This is a genomic window from Candidatus Angelobacter sp. (assembly GCA_035607015.1).
GTDB lineage: Bacteria > Verrucomicrobiota > Verrucomicrobiia > Limisphaerales > AV2 > AV2.
The window spans coordinates 1-13,966 of record DATNDF010000326.1; the positions used below are offsets into that span (position 1 = coordinate 1).

Sequence of the window (13,966 nt, forward strand, 5' to 3'; positions counted from 1 at the left end):
TATCAAAAAGGCGGCCGTGGCGCCCAGTGTCGAACTGATCGAAACAATTATTGTGCCCCGCACCACGCCGAACAGTACGCCTGCGCCGAGAGTGAGTAATAGTCCGGGTATGAAGAGCACGCAGGCCACCACATAAACGAGCATGAACGTCAGCGTTCCCCAAGGTCCCAAATCATCAATCCAACGCAGAACCTGCCGCACGGGCCCCTGCCAATTTAAAAACTTCATAGCGGTCAGAAGTGCGGTGGCAGCCGCCAGACCGAAGACGGTTGTCGGCTTCAGTTTCAAAGAGTGTGGCTCTGTCGCATGCAATGTGATCGCGGTCGTTAACAGCACCCGCCGCTGACGGGACACTCGCTCGCCGGAGCCGTGACCTTGCAGCCTTCGCCTTTGGTTTCGCGTGGGTGACGCAGCCGGATCAATGAACAATCGAGCGGCTTCACCAGTTCGGGCGGAAGGGGTGCCAAGGGGTCGACAAAGGCGAAGTACTGCCTGTAAGGTTCGTTTTGGAAAAGCTCGTGGGTTTTTCCGCACACGGCATAACGGCGTCCGCGTTCAAGGCGATGTCCGGCGTCGTCGAGGACCTCCTTAAACGGACCAAGATAGATCACCGCCTGGTTGTGGTCGAAACACGGTCCGGCTTTACCTTTGAAAGCTTCGATGGTCATCGAGCGGAATTCGATGCCTTCGACCGTCGCCCACGGCCTGGCATTCCACTTCAGAACCCGCATGCCATGAAAACCGGCCCCGGCAAATGCCCGCAAAAAGCCTTCCTCTGTAAGTGCGCCCGAAATGCACCCGCTCCAGAGTTTGGGATCGTTCTGGAGGCGCACCGGGACCGGCTCGTCGGAAGCGATATCTGAAATCACGGCCCGGCCCCCTTCTTTCAAAACTCTGAATATTTCATCAAACAACTGTCGTTTCGATTTCTGCTCCACCAGATTCAGTACGCAATTGGAGACAACCACATCAATGGAGTTGTCTGCCACGAGCGGCTGCCGGACGCGCAACTCCTGCGCGAGTTCGTTGGCCGCCAGGAATGAGGCGGCCCCGGTGATCGGGCGTTGTTTTAGTTCGTCCTCCAGTGTTTCCAGGTTCAGTGCGAGATCCTGTATCCGGCCTTTCCGAAACTCGACGTTCGCATAGCCAAGCCGTCTGGCAACAAGAGGCGCGTTGCGGCGCGCCACTTCGAGCATCTGATCCGTCATGTCAATGCCGATGATTCTGCCTTGCGCTCCGACGACCTGTGCTGCGACAAAGCAGAGTTTTCCCGTGCCGCTGCCCAGATCGAGAACAGTTTCGCCCGGTTTGAGGTATCGGGTGGGATCGCCACATCCGTAATCCTTTTCGATCACTTCTTCTGGAATGACCTGAAGATGGCCCGGGTCGTAGTCGATTGGACAACACAGGGTGCTCTCAGTCGTTTTTGCAGCAGCCGCGTAACGCTGCTTAACCGCGGATTCGGAATTGATCATATTGATGGCTGGATGCGCCAATCAGCCGGGCGTTGAACCTAGAGGCAAATGCGCGGTCTTACCAGCCGATTATCGGCAGGTACCTGCGGCAGGCAGGTTCAATCAACAGCACCGAACAGGGGCTCACTCGCAGAAGCATGGCTCGGTGGCGGTGAAGAAAAGTGTTCCTGAAAATTTTTGCAATTTGCGGGCACATGTTCCAAGCTTCGGTCATGACGACACCGCTTGCGCTCGTTTTCTACGAAAACCTGTTGCCCGGCAGTCAACTGGTCAACCGCCTGCAGGATCTGGGCTACCGGGTGCAAGCACTCAACGATGTTCGGATGTTGGTCCAGCAGGCGCGCCAGGACAAACCCTTGATCGTTGTCGCGGATCTCTTTTCCGCAACCGGGGACGTTTGTGCAAACATTCGTGAATTAAAAAAGAATTCCGAAACTCAACACATTCCGATAATCGCCTACACCGACCCAAAAAACGAAACGATGCAGTCTGCTGCGACAGCGGCGGGCGCCACAATGGTCGCGGGCAGCGATGCGATTCTAGAACAGCTTCCACAGTTGCTGGATCAGGCTTTGCAGGTGTAATAACATTTATTCGCTTTCAAGTTCGCGCCATTTATGGAACTCCCCGTGGTCAAACTTGCCAGAGGCATTCATGTCCTTCACCTGTTTTATCGCGTCGATCGGGTTCAGTGGGCTCAACTTGCGGAGGGTCAATCCGCGGCGATACTGACCAGACTGGAGGCGCTCTGCCGAGCAAATGCGGGTCCGTCGCATCCGCGATTGACGAGCTATGCAAACATCGGCGGCAAGGCGGACCTGGTTTTCATGCTGACCGCTGCGGAGCTGGGGCAGGCAGGGGAGATTCACCGCGATCTGGAAGGCTGTTTCCCCCCGGGAACACTGAAACGCGCTTACAATTACCTCAGTGTGACCGAACTGCCCGAATATGTGACGTCTGAGGAGGACATGAAGCAAACACTGATTCAGCAGGAAAAACTGGAACCGGGAAGTGATCCGTTTAACAAACGGCTCGCAGAAATGCGCCAGCGACAGGCGGAGTACGAGCATTATCGCCTTTACCCGGAACTGCCTGACTGGGAGGTAATGGCGTTTTACCCGATGAGCAAGCGACGGAATGGCGCCGACAACTGGTATCTGCTGGATTTCGCCGCGAGGAAGAAACTGATGAGCGGGCACGCGCGCGTCGGGCGCAAGTTTGCCGGGCGTGTTTCGCAGCTGATCACCGGCTCGACCGGTATCGACGACTGGGAATGGGGCGTGACCCTGATGGCGCATCAAACGGACGCCTTGAAAGAGATCGTGTACGAGATGCGCTTTGACGAGGTGAGTGCTCGGTATGGCGAGTTCGGACCGTTTTATGTGAATTTGCGGTTGCCGGCGGCGGCCCTTTGGGAGCACCTCCATTTGTGACTCCCTCGTAATTTCTGCCGCGATACGCTTGGACTGAACCGGACAGCGCTTAGAGTATGGGCAATGATGCGGCACCCCTTTGACAGCCGCCAAATTTCGACCTAAACTCCTCCCGTAACTAATTCCGTGAGCGCAGCATCAACGATTAGTGGCGCATGATGGATGCATTGACAAAGCAAGTCTCATCGCGGGATGGGAGGGAGTCAGTTGAGGTGGCGTTCACCCTCATCGAACTCCTTGTGGCGATGGCTGTCATCGCGATTCTCGCGGGGCTGCTCTCGACTGCTGTTATGAAAACAAAGGGCAAAGCGCAGACGATTGGCTGTCTGGGCAACGCCCGGCAGCTCTCGCTGGCGTGGATGCTGTATGCGGCCGACAACGGCGAACGCCTGCCTTACAATCTTGGGAGCATTGCCAACCGCGGCCTTGCACCCCGACGCGACTACAACTGGGTGAACAACTTTCTGGACTGGGCGGTGGACAATGCCGACAACACGAATACCGCGTTTGTAAGCAAAGGAAGCTTTGCTGCATACGCGAGCCGGGTGGCCGCGGTCTATCGCTGTCCCTCCGACCGCGTATTGAGCGAGAGTCAAAGGGAAGCCGGTTGGATGGCACGTGTCCGAAGCTATTCCATGAACGCCATGGTCGGCGATGCCGGTCCCAATTCGGTGTACGGCACGAACGTGTTCAACCCCGCATACAAGCAGTTTCTGAAAGCCACCGATTTCGAGCGCCCGACGGAGATTTTCGTTTTTCTGGATGAGCACCCTGACAGCATCAACGATGGGTATTTTCTTAATCGTCTGGAAGAATTGCAATGGAATGACCTGCCGGCATCCTACCACAACGGTGCGGCCAGTTTCACTTTTGCCGACGGACACGCGGAAACCCACCGCTGGATCGACGCGTCCACGATGCCCCCGGCTCGCGCGTACGCCGCGGCGCTTCCGTTTTCCATTGACCCTGCCCAAAGGGCGGACTTCGATTGGGTCGCAGATCGTGCGAGCGTCGAGCATCTGGACGGTCGCTCGAAGACCAGTTTCTAATCCTTTCTGTTTCTTGTTGGTACCGCAAATGAGCTTGCTCCGCGGACCTCTTGCCGCACAATGCGTCGAGTCCTGTCGTCGCATGGAAGGGTGGCTGAGTGGTTGAAGGCACCTGACTCGAAATCAGGCGTAGGAGCAATCCTACCGTGGGTTCAAATCCCACCCCTTCCGCCACGTTTTGCTTCCTCCCTTGCGCCGATTAAGCTTTGCCGGGTCGCATGAGCGGGAATCCAAACGGCTCTAAACAATTCATCATTGCGCTTGCCGTTGCCCTTGGCGGGGTCGCGGTTGGCTCCTTTGTCGTCATTAAAATGGACCTTCCGGGCCAATCGCAGCGCTCGTTTTTCACTCGGGCGAAACCGTCCCTGCCGGAGCACGCGCTGGATTCCCCGACAAACGGGATGGTTTGGATTTCTGGCGGAATTTTCTGGATGGGCTCTGCAGGAGGCAATCCGGATGAACGACCCGTCCACAAGGTTGCCGTTGACGGGTTTTGGATGGACAAGACGGAGGTCAGCAACGAGCAGTTTGAAGAATTTGTCCGCGCCACGGGATATCTTACAATCGCTGAGCGCAGCCCCGATCCCCGTGATTTTCCAGGCGCGACGGCCGAACGACTCGTGCCGGGCTCTGTCGTCTTTAATCCGCCGGCGAGAGAAGTGTCGCTCGAAAATCACTACCTCTGGTGGAAATGGACGCCCGGCGCCAGCTGGCGCCACCCCGAGGGGCCGGGTTCCGATGTAAAGGGCCGTGAAAAACACCCCGTCGTTCATGTGTGCTGGCTCGACGCGCTGGCATATGCCACATGGTCAGGGAAGCGTCTGCCAACTGAAGCCGAATGGGAGTACGCTGCGCGTGGTGGACTCGATCGTAAGCCCTATGTCTGGGGCGATGAATCAACGCCGGGGGGGCGATGGCAGGCAAATATCTGGCAGGGCCGCTTTCCGAACGAAAATACGCAACGCGACGGTTTTCGAGGAACAGCGCCCGTCGCGAGTTTCCCGTCCAATGGTTACGGATTGTACGACATGGCCGGCAACGTTTGGGAATGGTGTAGCGATTGGTACCGGCCCGATTACTATGCAGCAAGCCCCCTGAACAATCCTCGTGGCCCGTCTGAAAGTTTTGATCCTGATGAACCGCAGATTCCGAAAAAAGTGCTGCGCGGCGGTTCCTATCTTTGCAGCGATCTCTATTGTACAGGGTATCGGCCAAGCGCACGAATGAAATCATCCCCGGATACCGGTCTTTCGCACGCCGGCTTTCGCTGCGTCAAGGACGCGCCGCCTCCTCATTGACTGCCGCCGCAGTCGGAGTCATCGCACGACTTGCTTTGACAGATCAGGCTTTCCTCGTGTGGCAGGTTTGATCGGCCAGTTCTTTGATTCGGAACGCGCGGTTCTCAGGTAGGCCTCTATTTTCGCCACGATGCCCGGATTTTTGTCCGCGACATTTTCATTTTCGCCAGGGTCAGCCTTGAGGTTGTAGAGTTCAAGTGGTTTGTCCGTCTCGAGTTTTACCGCCTTCCAGTCGCCCATGCGCGCGGCCTGCTGGAAACCGCGCTCGTGGAATTCCCAATAAAGAAACTCGTGTTGATTCGTTTGTTCCAAACCAATCAGGGCAGGCAGCATTGAAAACCCGTCGAGACCTTGCGGTGGCCGGACTCCGGCTATCTCCGCGGCGGTGGGCAGAAAGTCCCAAAACGCCCAGACTTGACCGTTTGTCGAGCCGGCTTTGACATGGCCGGGCCAACGGACGATCATCGGCACTCGGATGCCGCCTTCGAAAAGGTCTCGTTTGATACCGCGCAAGTTGCCGGAGCTGTCAAAATATTTTGGATTCACGCCACCCTCCCGGTGCGGGCCGTTGTCACTGGCGAAAAAGATGATCGTGTCGCGTTCCAGCTTCAGTTCTCTGAGTTTTTCCAGAACCTTACCCACGTCCGTGTCGAGGCGAGTGATCATCGCAGCCTTGTTTTTCTCCGGCTGCGGCCAGCCCTCGTTTGAGTAGGGCGCATCACCGGGCACTTCCATGCCATTGCCGGTCCTGGCACCAAGTTCGTTGTTGGCGTGAGGGAGGGTGTAAGCGAGGTAAAGGAAAAAGGGATGCTTCTGATTGATGCGAACGAAATTGGTGGCCGCGCGGGTAAACCAGTCATTTGAATAATCCCGTTTCTGTCCGTTCGCGTTGCCGGGGACGGGCCATCGCCGTTCGTTCCTCCAGAGGAATTCCGGATAGTAGTTGTGCGCATGAACCTGATCGAGGTATCCAAAGAATTCATCGAAGCCGTGTTTGTTCGGAATGCCGGTGGTTCCCTCATTGCCCAGTCCCCATTTGCCGATGAGCGCCGTCCTATAGCCGGCCGGCTTGAGGACCTCGGCAATTGTCAGGTCGTCCGCTGCGAGTGGCACATTCGCGTTGCCGCGGATGCGTGCATGGCCGGTGTGCATCCCGGTCATCAGGCAGCAGCGTGATGGAGCACAGACCGTGCAGCCGGCATAACATTGCGTGAACCGCATACCCTCCCTGGCCAGGCCATCAATGTTTGGCGTCCTGATTTTGTTTTGGCCGTAGCAACCCAGATCACCGTAACCGAGATCATCAGCGAGTATGAGGATGATATTTGGCGGATTTTGTGCCCGGCGGGCGCGCAGACTTTCCAAAGACGGCGCCTGACCATGCGCTAAAAGGAAGCCAGCGAAAACCGTGGTGCATGCTACGATACGTCGGCAGAAATGCATGGGAGAATATTAAAAGACCACAATGACGCGGCCAACAAAAATAGCGAACATTTGACGCCAATCGGTGCCGCAAAACTGTAAATGAAGTGAACCGACGAAACATCCACACTTTGCCAATTTGGTAAAACTAGTCCTTGACGTTGACGCCCCGGCGTCCTTAAATGACGCCGGTATTTCGAGGCGCATGCGCGTTTCCATAAACTGAAGCGGACACCGGTTGGTGGGGGCCAACGGGTGTCCGCTTCAATTTTGTGCCTCAGAGAACAGGAGCAAGTTATGGCCAGTGGCAAAGTCAAGTGGTTCGACAATAAGAAAGGGTTTGGCTTCATCGCCCAGGAAACCGGCCAGGATGTGTTCGTTCATCACACTGCCATTCAGGGACAGGGCTTTAAAACCCTGAATGAAGGCGAAGTCGTTCACTTTGAGATTGTCGAAAGCGCCAAAGGGCTGAAGGCGCAGAATGTTCAGCGCGCGCAGCAGTGATCCTGCGGGTACTGCGCTGCACTCTGTAGTTTTTCGTTCACGTCTCCGCGTGGAGGGAATAGTCTTCCGTGATGTCCGGCGATTTCATGCGTCCAGTTGCCAGCCTTTACGTACATGTGCCCTTCTGCGCGCACAAATGTGAATACTGCGCTTTTTACTCGGAGAAGGCTGGCAGCGAAACCGTCAAGCGTTACGTCGCAGCTCTGATCAAGGAGCTGGAACTCGTGACGGCGGACCTGGAACCTTCCACGGTGTTTTTTGGCGGAGGAACGCCGTCGTTGCTTGGTATGCGCCAGTGGGAACAGGTTCTTTGCGCCATGGAGAGATTGAACCTCCTCGGCGCCGCCGAATGGACAGTGGAGTGTAATCCCGCGACGGTTTCAGCTGACAAAGCCAGACTGCTGCGATCGTACGGGGTCAACCGCATTTCAATGGGTGTACAGTCGCTCGATAGCGATTTGCTCGACCGACTGGGCCGCGTTCATACTCGCGACATGGTTTTCAAGTCGTTCGATATTTTGCGCGCTGCCGGATTCGACAACATCAATCTGGATTTGATGTTCGCGATTCCGGGCCAGACACTGGAAATGTGGCGCGCGACGCTCAAGGAAGCGCTCGCCCTGGGCAGCGAGCACCTCTCCTGCTACGAAGTGATTTATGAAGAGGACACCCCGCTGTTCAACCAACTGCAGGCCGGACAGTTCGAAGTGGACGAGAATCTGGCTTGCGCGATGTACGATGAACTCCTTGAACGCGCCGCCGTGGCCGGTTTCGTGCAATACGAGATCGCGAATTTCGCTCGCGTGCGCTCAACCCACGATTCAGAAGTGCCCGATTACGCTTGCCGGCACAACATCAACTACTGGCGCGGCGGATCATTTTACGGGCTGGGCCCGAGCGCGACGGGGCGCGTGCGAGGCGTGCGAACCAAGAATTGGTCGAACACAATCCTTTACTGCGAGCAACTGGAGAAGGGGAGCCGCGCCATCGAGTCGAGCGAACAGCTGCCGCCCCTGGCGCACGCGGGAGAAGTCGCCGCGTTTGGCCTCCGCATGAACGCCGGCTGGCCCTCCGGCTTGTTCCAGCAAACGACCGGTTACGATTTGCGTGAGGAGTGGTCGTCGGAGATGGAATGGTTGTGTCGACAGGGTTGGGGTTTCCTTGAGAGCGACCGCTTTAGGCTCACGCCCGAAGGATTGCGATTCGCCGACGCCGCCGCCGAATTGTTTTTGAGACCGCAACTTCGTGAGGCTGACGTGGAGCGAAATCTCGATCACGACATTCCCGTGTTGAGATGATCACGGAAAGAAAAGCCTACTTGTCCTTCAACTCGATTTCACCGCGCCAGTCGAATGGCGGAGGATGGATCCGAAGGTCGGCGATCTGTTGCAGGTAGAACCTGGCAGGACCGTCGTCGGGTCGGATTTCGAGGGTGTGCCGGAATCCGGCTTCGGCAGCTTCGAGGTTGTTTCGTTGAAATTCCTGAAGTGCCCCTGCGAAGACATCGCGCCAGCTCTTTGTCACCTCCGCCTGGTCGCGTCGTCCCAGAAGGTCATGCACTTCGACCAGTTTCTCAAATCCCTTCAGGCGGAAGTTTCCTGCCAGACGGCTGACGATCTCACTGCTGCATCCCTCGAGCGTTTCTCGGGTGACCAGAATGTCGGTACCGAGATATTTGTTCAAACCTTCCAGACGAGACGCGAGGTTCACGTTTTCGCCGATCGCCGTGTAGTCAATGCGCGTGGTGCTGCCGAAGTTACCGACGTTGGCAAGTCCGGTGTGAATGCCGATGCGCGTCCTTAATTTGAGAGCGGATTGTTTCCCGCTGAAGCGGACCTCCTTGCTGTTGAGAAGAATCGCGGCGGTGCAAGCCAGTTCGCGGTGTTTGGGTTGAGGGTCCGGCGCATTCCAGACGGCGAGGATGGCGTCGCCGATGAGTTTGATGACCGTGCCTTCGACCTGATGGACGCACGGAATGGTCGTCCCGAAGTACTCATTCATGGCGCGGGCGAGATCGTCAGGGTCCATCCCTTCGGAGAGTTTGGTAAAATTTTCAATGTCAGTGAACATGATGCTTAGCATTTGCTTTTCCGCACCCGGCTTCAACAGTTCGGGATGGCGGACAAACTGTTTGATGCGCTTGGGCGAGAGATGGAGTGACAGGGAATGTTCGAGTAACCTCTTTTCCACGTAGAGATCGAGCCAGTTGGAAACAAGGGAGCCGAACAAGGCCAGGGGAATTTGAACCATTACGGGGATCGCCCACGCGAACCAGACTCGATCGTAAACAAACAGAACGTAAGCAAACGTTGAAATCATTACGGCGCCTCCAAGCGCAATACGGACGGCGGCCGGTGAAGCGACGAGCGTCAGACCATAACCGAACAGGATTCCGGCAAGGGCAAGAAGCGCCAATTCGATTGGTTCGGGCAGTCGCCTTAGCCAATCGTTGCGAAGCAAATTCAAAAATATTGTCGTGTGTATTTCCACGCCGGGAGAAGAGAGGTTCAAAGTCAATCGGCCACGGGCATAGGGTGACTTAAACTCATCTCGCCCCGATCCTGTGAAGCCCGCCGTCGGTTGTGCTCCGACAAAGACGACCTTACCGCGGAAAAAATCGGGTGGTAGCTCGGCCGATCCGCCGAGCAGGACGCGCGAAATGCTGACGTTCGGAATGGCGCCCGGTGGCCCGTAGTAGTTGATCCACCGGGGCGCCAATCGCTGTTCGGGATGGCGAGTCACCTCCGCTCCGATCAGTTCCGCCGCCGCCCATGCGATGCTTGGCGGGTCCTCGAGCGAAAAGCCGTGAAAGTGTTTGCGAACGGCGCGATCGGCATCGACCGTGTGCATGACTAATCCCATCCCCGCTGCCGAATTGAGAAAAATATCAGCTGGTCGGCTCAGGGCATGGCCGGAGGCCGTAAGGTCCCCCGGATCGATGAACCCGCTTTCGACGGTTGTCAGCTCGGCACCCAAAATAATTTTGCCGCAACCCCGCATGGCTTTCGCCAGGCTTTGGTCTGCCTGCGGAGATCCGGGATCAATGAAAAGGACGTCGAAGACGACGGCCTTCGCGCCGCCCGCGGTCAGTCGTTCGAGGAGTTGAGCGTAGAGCGAGCGGTCCCAAGGTGCGTTTGAAGGTTGGTTCAGAGCGACGCGCGACTGATCATCCAGATAAACGATGACCGCCTCGTCCGGCCAGATGTTCTTTCTTAGATTGAAAGGCAGGTCATAACTCAGGTTGACCAGACCCGCGCCTATCGAAACATCTTTGACCTTGAGTTCAAGAAGAAGAATACCCGCCAGAACCGTGACGACGGCGATGACGAGTCCTGCCTTCCGATGCGCGACCAAATTCTTTGCGATTGCTCTGGCTGATCCCACGGGATACGGGTTCTGGGACATTTAGTCCGGCGGCAATCTCATTTAAAGCGCGTCTCCTTAAAAGTAGAATTTGAAGCTCGCTGCCAGCGTCCGTTCGCGCGGCAGTTCGGAATAGAGGGTGACCGGATTCAGGCGGTAATCCTGGTCGGTGATGTTCAGCAAGCCGAGCTTGAGTTCCGCACGCCGGTGCAGGAATCGATAGCCAACGAAGGCGTTGAGTTGCCAGAAGTCATCGCCCGGAATGTCCGGAGAATAGCCCTGGTTGGACTGTTGCGACCAGACCGTGTCAATTTGACTGAACAATCCGCATGGATGGTTGAAGCGGGCGAAGAGGTTCACTTGATGAAGAAACGCCCGGACATCCTTGCCTGGATAGCCCACGGTTCCGGGGGGAATGTCGGGGAATTGATCGTTCAGATCCGCTTGCGTAAGCTTGTAGCTCGCACCGATCGAGAAATAGTCACCGAGCAGTTGGTTGGCGTAAAGCGTCAGCGACCTTTCACGGAAGGCCAGGTGTTCGCGGGTGCTCGAAGGACTGTCGGGTACTGGAATGAAGATACTGTTGGTGAATACCCCCGGAGATGCGTCCGCCTTTGAGTAGAGGATTTCGCCGATGACGCCGATGTAGGTTCCAGTAGGTAGTTTCTGATCCAGCGCCGCGTCAAACGTTTCAAACTTTGAACCGGGAATTGATCCTTCCACTGACTCCGGAATAACACTGCGAAAGGCCTGGTTGAACCCTCCGACTTGCGTCGGTTCAAGCCGGACGCTGTTGTCGTAGAAAACGCCGCCCAGGGAGCGTGTAAAGGCTCCACGAATTGTCGTGTATTTCCAGGGGGTCCAAATCAGTCCCGCTTTGGGGGAAACCTGGTCTTCCGTCACCTGCGCGTCGGTCAATGGCGGGCTGTCGATGTTGCGCGGAAAATAAAGGCGATCGTAACTGACTCCGGCCGTCAGTTGAAGGGGTTCGAGGATTTGCCACGCGTAATAGCTGTAGAAATTGAGTCGTTGCAAATCAGCATGCACCTCGTCCGGGAACGTTTGAGGTGGCAGCGTATTTGGCCGCGTGAGCGTGTCCGCTGTGTCCGACCAGCCCGACTGAAATCTTCCGCCAACGATGAGAGTGTGCTTGTCGACCGCCCATAGTTGTTGGAGTTCGGCCGAATAGGCTTCAAATTTACTCTGGTAGTCCACAGAGAACGGCTCTCCGCTCACAGAGGTCACCGTGCCGCCGGCGTACCGTGGGAAAAGCACGGTGGAAGAGGGGTCGTTTATTTTAAGCGTGTCATTGAGCCGCGCTGCTAGGAACAGCGTGTGCATACCGGGATTCCATTCGTGATGGTAACCTGCATAGATATTGGGTTCCTGCGTTTCTTTGGTCCTGAGCGTCAGACTGCCAGACGACTGGTCGTAAAGCTGCCGCACGTCGCCGGCGTCGATGCTTTGGTATTGAGCTTCGAGGTACACACTGTCCCCGGGTGCAACCTGCTCCTTGAATCGAGCCGACAAGTTGAGGCGGTCAATATCGTTGTTCGCGCGCTGGCCGTTATCGAGGAGGTAATCGGCGTCGAGGGAATAGCTGAAGTTGCCGAGCGTGCCGTACTGCGACCCGGTCTGGTGCCAGTTGCCGCCACTGAAGTACTCCGTGCTCGAAATGACCCCGGCCGGTTTGGGTCGAAAAATTTTGAGTATTCCTGCTGCGAAACGTAACTGGAGAGCGATCCCGCGCCCACGGGCGAGAGGAGATTTGCCATCAATAATTCACTGAGCCAGGGAGTCTCGTAACGCAGGTTGATCTGCTTCGGGTCGCGCAGCGTGTCGTAGCTGTTGGCGAGGAACAAGTGCGCAGAGAAGTTCGCGTAATCACTATTCACCGCCCGCGATGCTTCGCGCACGCTCACATCGGTCATTCCAGCATCGCGATAAATGGCGGCGAGATTGGCCCCGCGCACGGAGCGATCTTGATCGAGCAGCAGTCGTGAGCGGAAAACGCTGCGATTATCGTTCAATTCCTGCGATTTCTCAAGGTCACTTACACTTTGATTGATTTTGTTTTCCCTCTGATCCAACAAAGCGGAGTAAAGCCATGGGGTCGGATCCCGAGCATCGAGACGCTTCGCCAGTCCGAGTTCCTTTCTGGCGAGTCTATCGTCACCCGCATTGTCGAACGCCTTACCGAGATAACTGCGCAGGGCCGAGCGGCCCGGTTCGAGTGCGGCGGCGACTTGCAGATCACGGCGTCCCGCGTCGGAGTCGCCTTGCTGAATGCGACACAATCCACGTCCCAACCATGCGTTGCCGAGCGCCGGGTCAAGCGCGATGGCCTTGTCGAAAAGAATGAGAGCGTCGCCGATCTGATTCCGCGCGGTTAGAAGAAAGCCTTCCAGGGAAACTGCCTCGGCGTTGCGCGGGGATAATTCGAGGGCCTTCTCCAGGGCGGTCAACGCCTGTCGCGTGCGCCCGAAGCTGAATTCGAGTTCCGCGACGCGCTCCCAGGCAAAACCGGAATTGGGCGATTTTACCGTGGCAGAGGTCGCAGCGTGCAAAGCCGCTTCGAGTTGAGACCGTGACTGGAGGTAATATGACTCGGCCAGCCACTCGGTGGCCAGTTGCGGAGGGGCGACACGGTTCCAGGGTTGAAGCTTTACGGCGGCGATCATTTCCTCCAGTGCCCCTGCGAGGGGCGACGCGGACTGAAGCTGTTTAAGCTGCGCGTCGGTCTGTTCAACCTGACCGACCGCCAACAACAACGCCGCCCGATAGATTCGTTCGGGGTCGGAGTCCGGGTTGCGATTCTCCGGGTAAGCGGCGAGCGCCTGCAACAGATCACCCTGCCGATAGGCCGCAAGCGACGCGGAGAGGATCTGCCGCGTGCCAGCGCTGAGTTCCAGTTCGTCCACATCGAGTATGCCAGGGTAGTAGAGACACCATTGAATGATGTTGATGGCATCAATAAGGGCGGTTCGTTCGGGCGCTTTGCCCGGGTCGATCACCCCTTGTTCACCCGTTTTCAAATCAACCTGGCCGTGTTCGTTGTTCAACGCGACGAGACCGTCAATCAGCGACAACACGGTGCGTCCGTCTTCGGCTACGGCGAGGTTGAACTCTGTGCCACGGATCGCTCCCGAGGCCAGCGGCGTGCGAAATTCAACCGTCGCGGGTCTTTCGCGGCTGAAAAAATAGGTTGAACCCGAATTCAAATCGAGGACCGGCGCGTTGTTTTCCCTCGGCGGCGGCTGGATTTTCAACGTGGTTAGCTCATTGACGCGAAGCACGCTTTTCTCCGACAGGCGGAGTGTGGCGCGGCTGCGTATGCCCGTGCGCAAACGGTCGCCGATTTGGAGAACCTGGTTGGTGAGGGCGGCCGACCAGCTTGTCGTCCCCACGGCGGAAATCTCGAC

At 56.9% G+C, this 13,966-nt stretch carries 12 protein-coding genes and 1 tRNA gene; 7 read left to right on the forward strand and 6 right to left on the reverse strand.

All coding sequences use genetic code 11. The features are described 5' to 3' along the window. On the reverse strand, positions 1-228 hold a 228-nt coding region (locus VN887_13085), incomplete at its 3' end, for a hypothetical protein (GenBank protein HXT40940.1). 98 nt (positions 229-326) lie between these two features. Then, a complete protein-coding gene (locus VN887_13090) occupies positions 327-1,475 on the reverse strand; it encodes a methyltransferase domain-containing protein (protein HXT40941.1) in 1,149 nt (382 codons plus the stop codon). Positions 1,476-1,669: 194 nt separating this feature from the next. On the opposite strand from VN887_13090, the gene VN887_13095 reads away from it, so the two are divergent. The 5 genes from VN887_13095 to VN887_13115 all read left to right on the forward strand — a co-directional run bounded on the left by VN887_13095 (position 1,670) and on the right by VN887_13115 (position 5,255). Next, the gene (locus VN887_13095; GenBank protein ID HXT40942.1) at positions 1,670-2,059 is read left to right on the forward strand and encodes a hypothetical protein; all 390 of its coding nucleotides are present in this window, start codon (positions 1,670-1,672) and stop codon (positions 2,057-2,059) included. Between the two features lie 33 nt (positions 2,060-2,092). After that, entirely contained in the window at positions 2,093-2,908 is an 816-nt protein-coding gene (gene hemQ / locus VN887_13100) for a hydrogen peroxide-dependent heme synthase (GenBank protein ID HXT40943.1), read from the forward strand. Positions 2,909-3,120: 212 nt separating this feature from the next. Beyond that, positions 3,121-3,957 (forward strand): type II secretion system protein, encoded by an 837-nt coding sequence (locus VN887_13105; GenBank protein HXT40944.1) that lies wholly within the window; start codon positions 3,121-3,123, stop codon positions 3,955-3,957. An 84-nt stretch (positions 3,958-4,041) separates the two neighbouring features. Further along, positions 4,042-4,131 (forward strand) — tRNA-Ser (locus VN887_13110). Positions 4,132-4,175: 44 nt separating this feature from the next. Further along, positions 4,176-5,255 carry a formylglycine-generating enzyme family protein gene (locus tag VN887_13115; GenBank protein HXT40945.1) on the forward strand — a complete coding sequence of 360 codons (1,080 nt, stop codon included), beginning with the start codon at positions 4,176-4,178 and terminating at the stop codon, positions 5,253-5,255. An 18-nt stretch (positions 5,256-5,273) separates the two neighbouring features. Here the strand turns inward: VN887_13115 and VN887_13120 are convergent, their stop codons facing one another. Continuing rightward, on the reverse strand, positions 5,274-6,620 hold the full coding sequence (locus VN887_13120; GenBank protein HXT40946.1) for an arylsulfatase: 1,347 nt from the start codon (positions 6,618-6,620) through the stop codon (positions 5,274-5,276). 354 nt (positions 6,621-6,974) lie between these two features. Between VN887_13120 and VN887_13125 the strand changes: the two genes are divergently transcribed. Together VN887_13125 and hemW are read left to right on the forward strand one after the other, a co-directional pair. Further along, a complete protein-coding gene (locus VN887_13125; protein ID HXT40947.1) occupies positions 6,975-7,181 on the forward strand; it encodes a cold-shock protein in 207 nt (68 codons plus the stop codon). 71 nt (positions 7,182-7,252) lie between these two features. Further along, positions 7,253-8,479, forward strand: coding sequence for a radical SAM family heme chaperone HemW (gene hemW, locus VN887_13130; protein ID HXT40948.1), 1,227 nt, complete (start codon positions 7,253-7,255; stop codon positions 8,477-8,479). A 16-nt stretch (positions 8,480-8,495) separates the two neighbouring features. Here hemW and VN887_13135 read toward each other — a convergent pair whose 3' ends face one another. The 3 genes from VN887_13135 to VN887_13145 all read right to left on the reverse strand — a co-directional run. Then, positions 8,496-10,565, reverse strand: coding sequence for an adenylate/guanylate cyclase domain-containing protein (locus VN887_13135; protein HXT40949.1), 2,070 nt, complete (start codon positions 10,563-10,565; stop codon positions 8,496-8,498). Between the two features lie 57 nt (positions 10,566-10,622). Continuing rightward, positions 10,623-12,032 carry a TonB-dependent receptor gene (locus VN887_13140; protein ID HXT40950.1) on the reverse strand — a complete coding sequence of 470 codons (1,410 nt, stop codon included), beginning with the start codon at positions 12,030-12,032 and terminating at the stop codon, positions 10,623-10,625. Then, positions 11,954-13,966 (reverse strand): FecR domain-containing protein (locus VN887_13145; protein HXT40951.1); only part of this gene is annotated, 2,013 nt, incomplete at its 5' end. The genes VN887_13140 and VN887_13145, both read right to left, overlap by 79 nt.

Coding starts and splice junctions, on each gene's coding strand:
- VN887_13090 (HXT40941.1), bottom strand. CDS start 1,475: ATGATCAATTCCGAATCCGCGGTTAAGCAGCGTTACGCGGCTGCTGCA.
- VN887_13095 (HXT40942.1), top strand. CDS start 1,670: ATGTTCCAAGCTTCGGTCATGACGACACCGCTTGCGCTCGTTTTCTAC.
- hemQ (HXT40943.1), top strand. CDS start 2,093: ATGGAACTCCCCGTGGTCAAACTTGCCAGAGGCATTCATGTCCTTCAC.
- VN887_13115 (HXT40945.1), top strand. CDS start 4,176: ATGAGCGGGAATCCAAACGGCTCTAAACAATTCATCATTGCGCTTGCC.
- VN887_13125 (HXT40947.1), top strand. CDS start 6,975: ATGGCCAGTGGCAAAGTCAAGTGGTTCGACAATAAGAAAGGGTTTGGC.
- hemW (HXT40948.1), top strand. CDS start 7,253: ATGTCCGGCGATTTCATGCGTCCAGTTGCCAGCCTTTACGTACATGTG.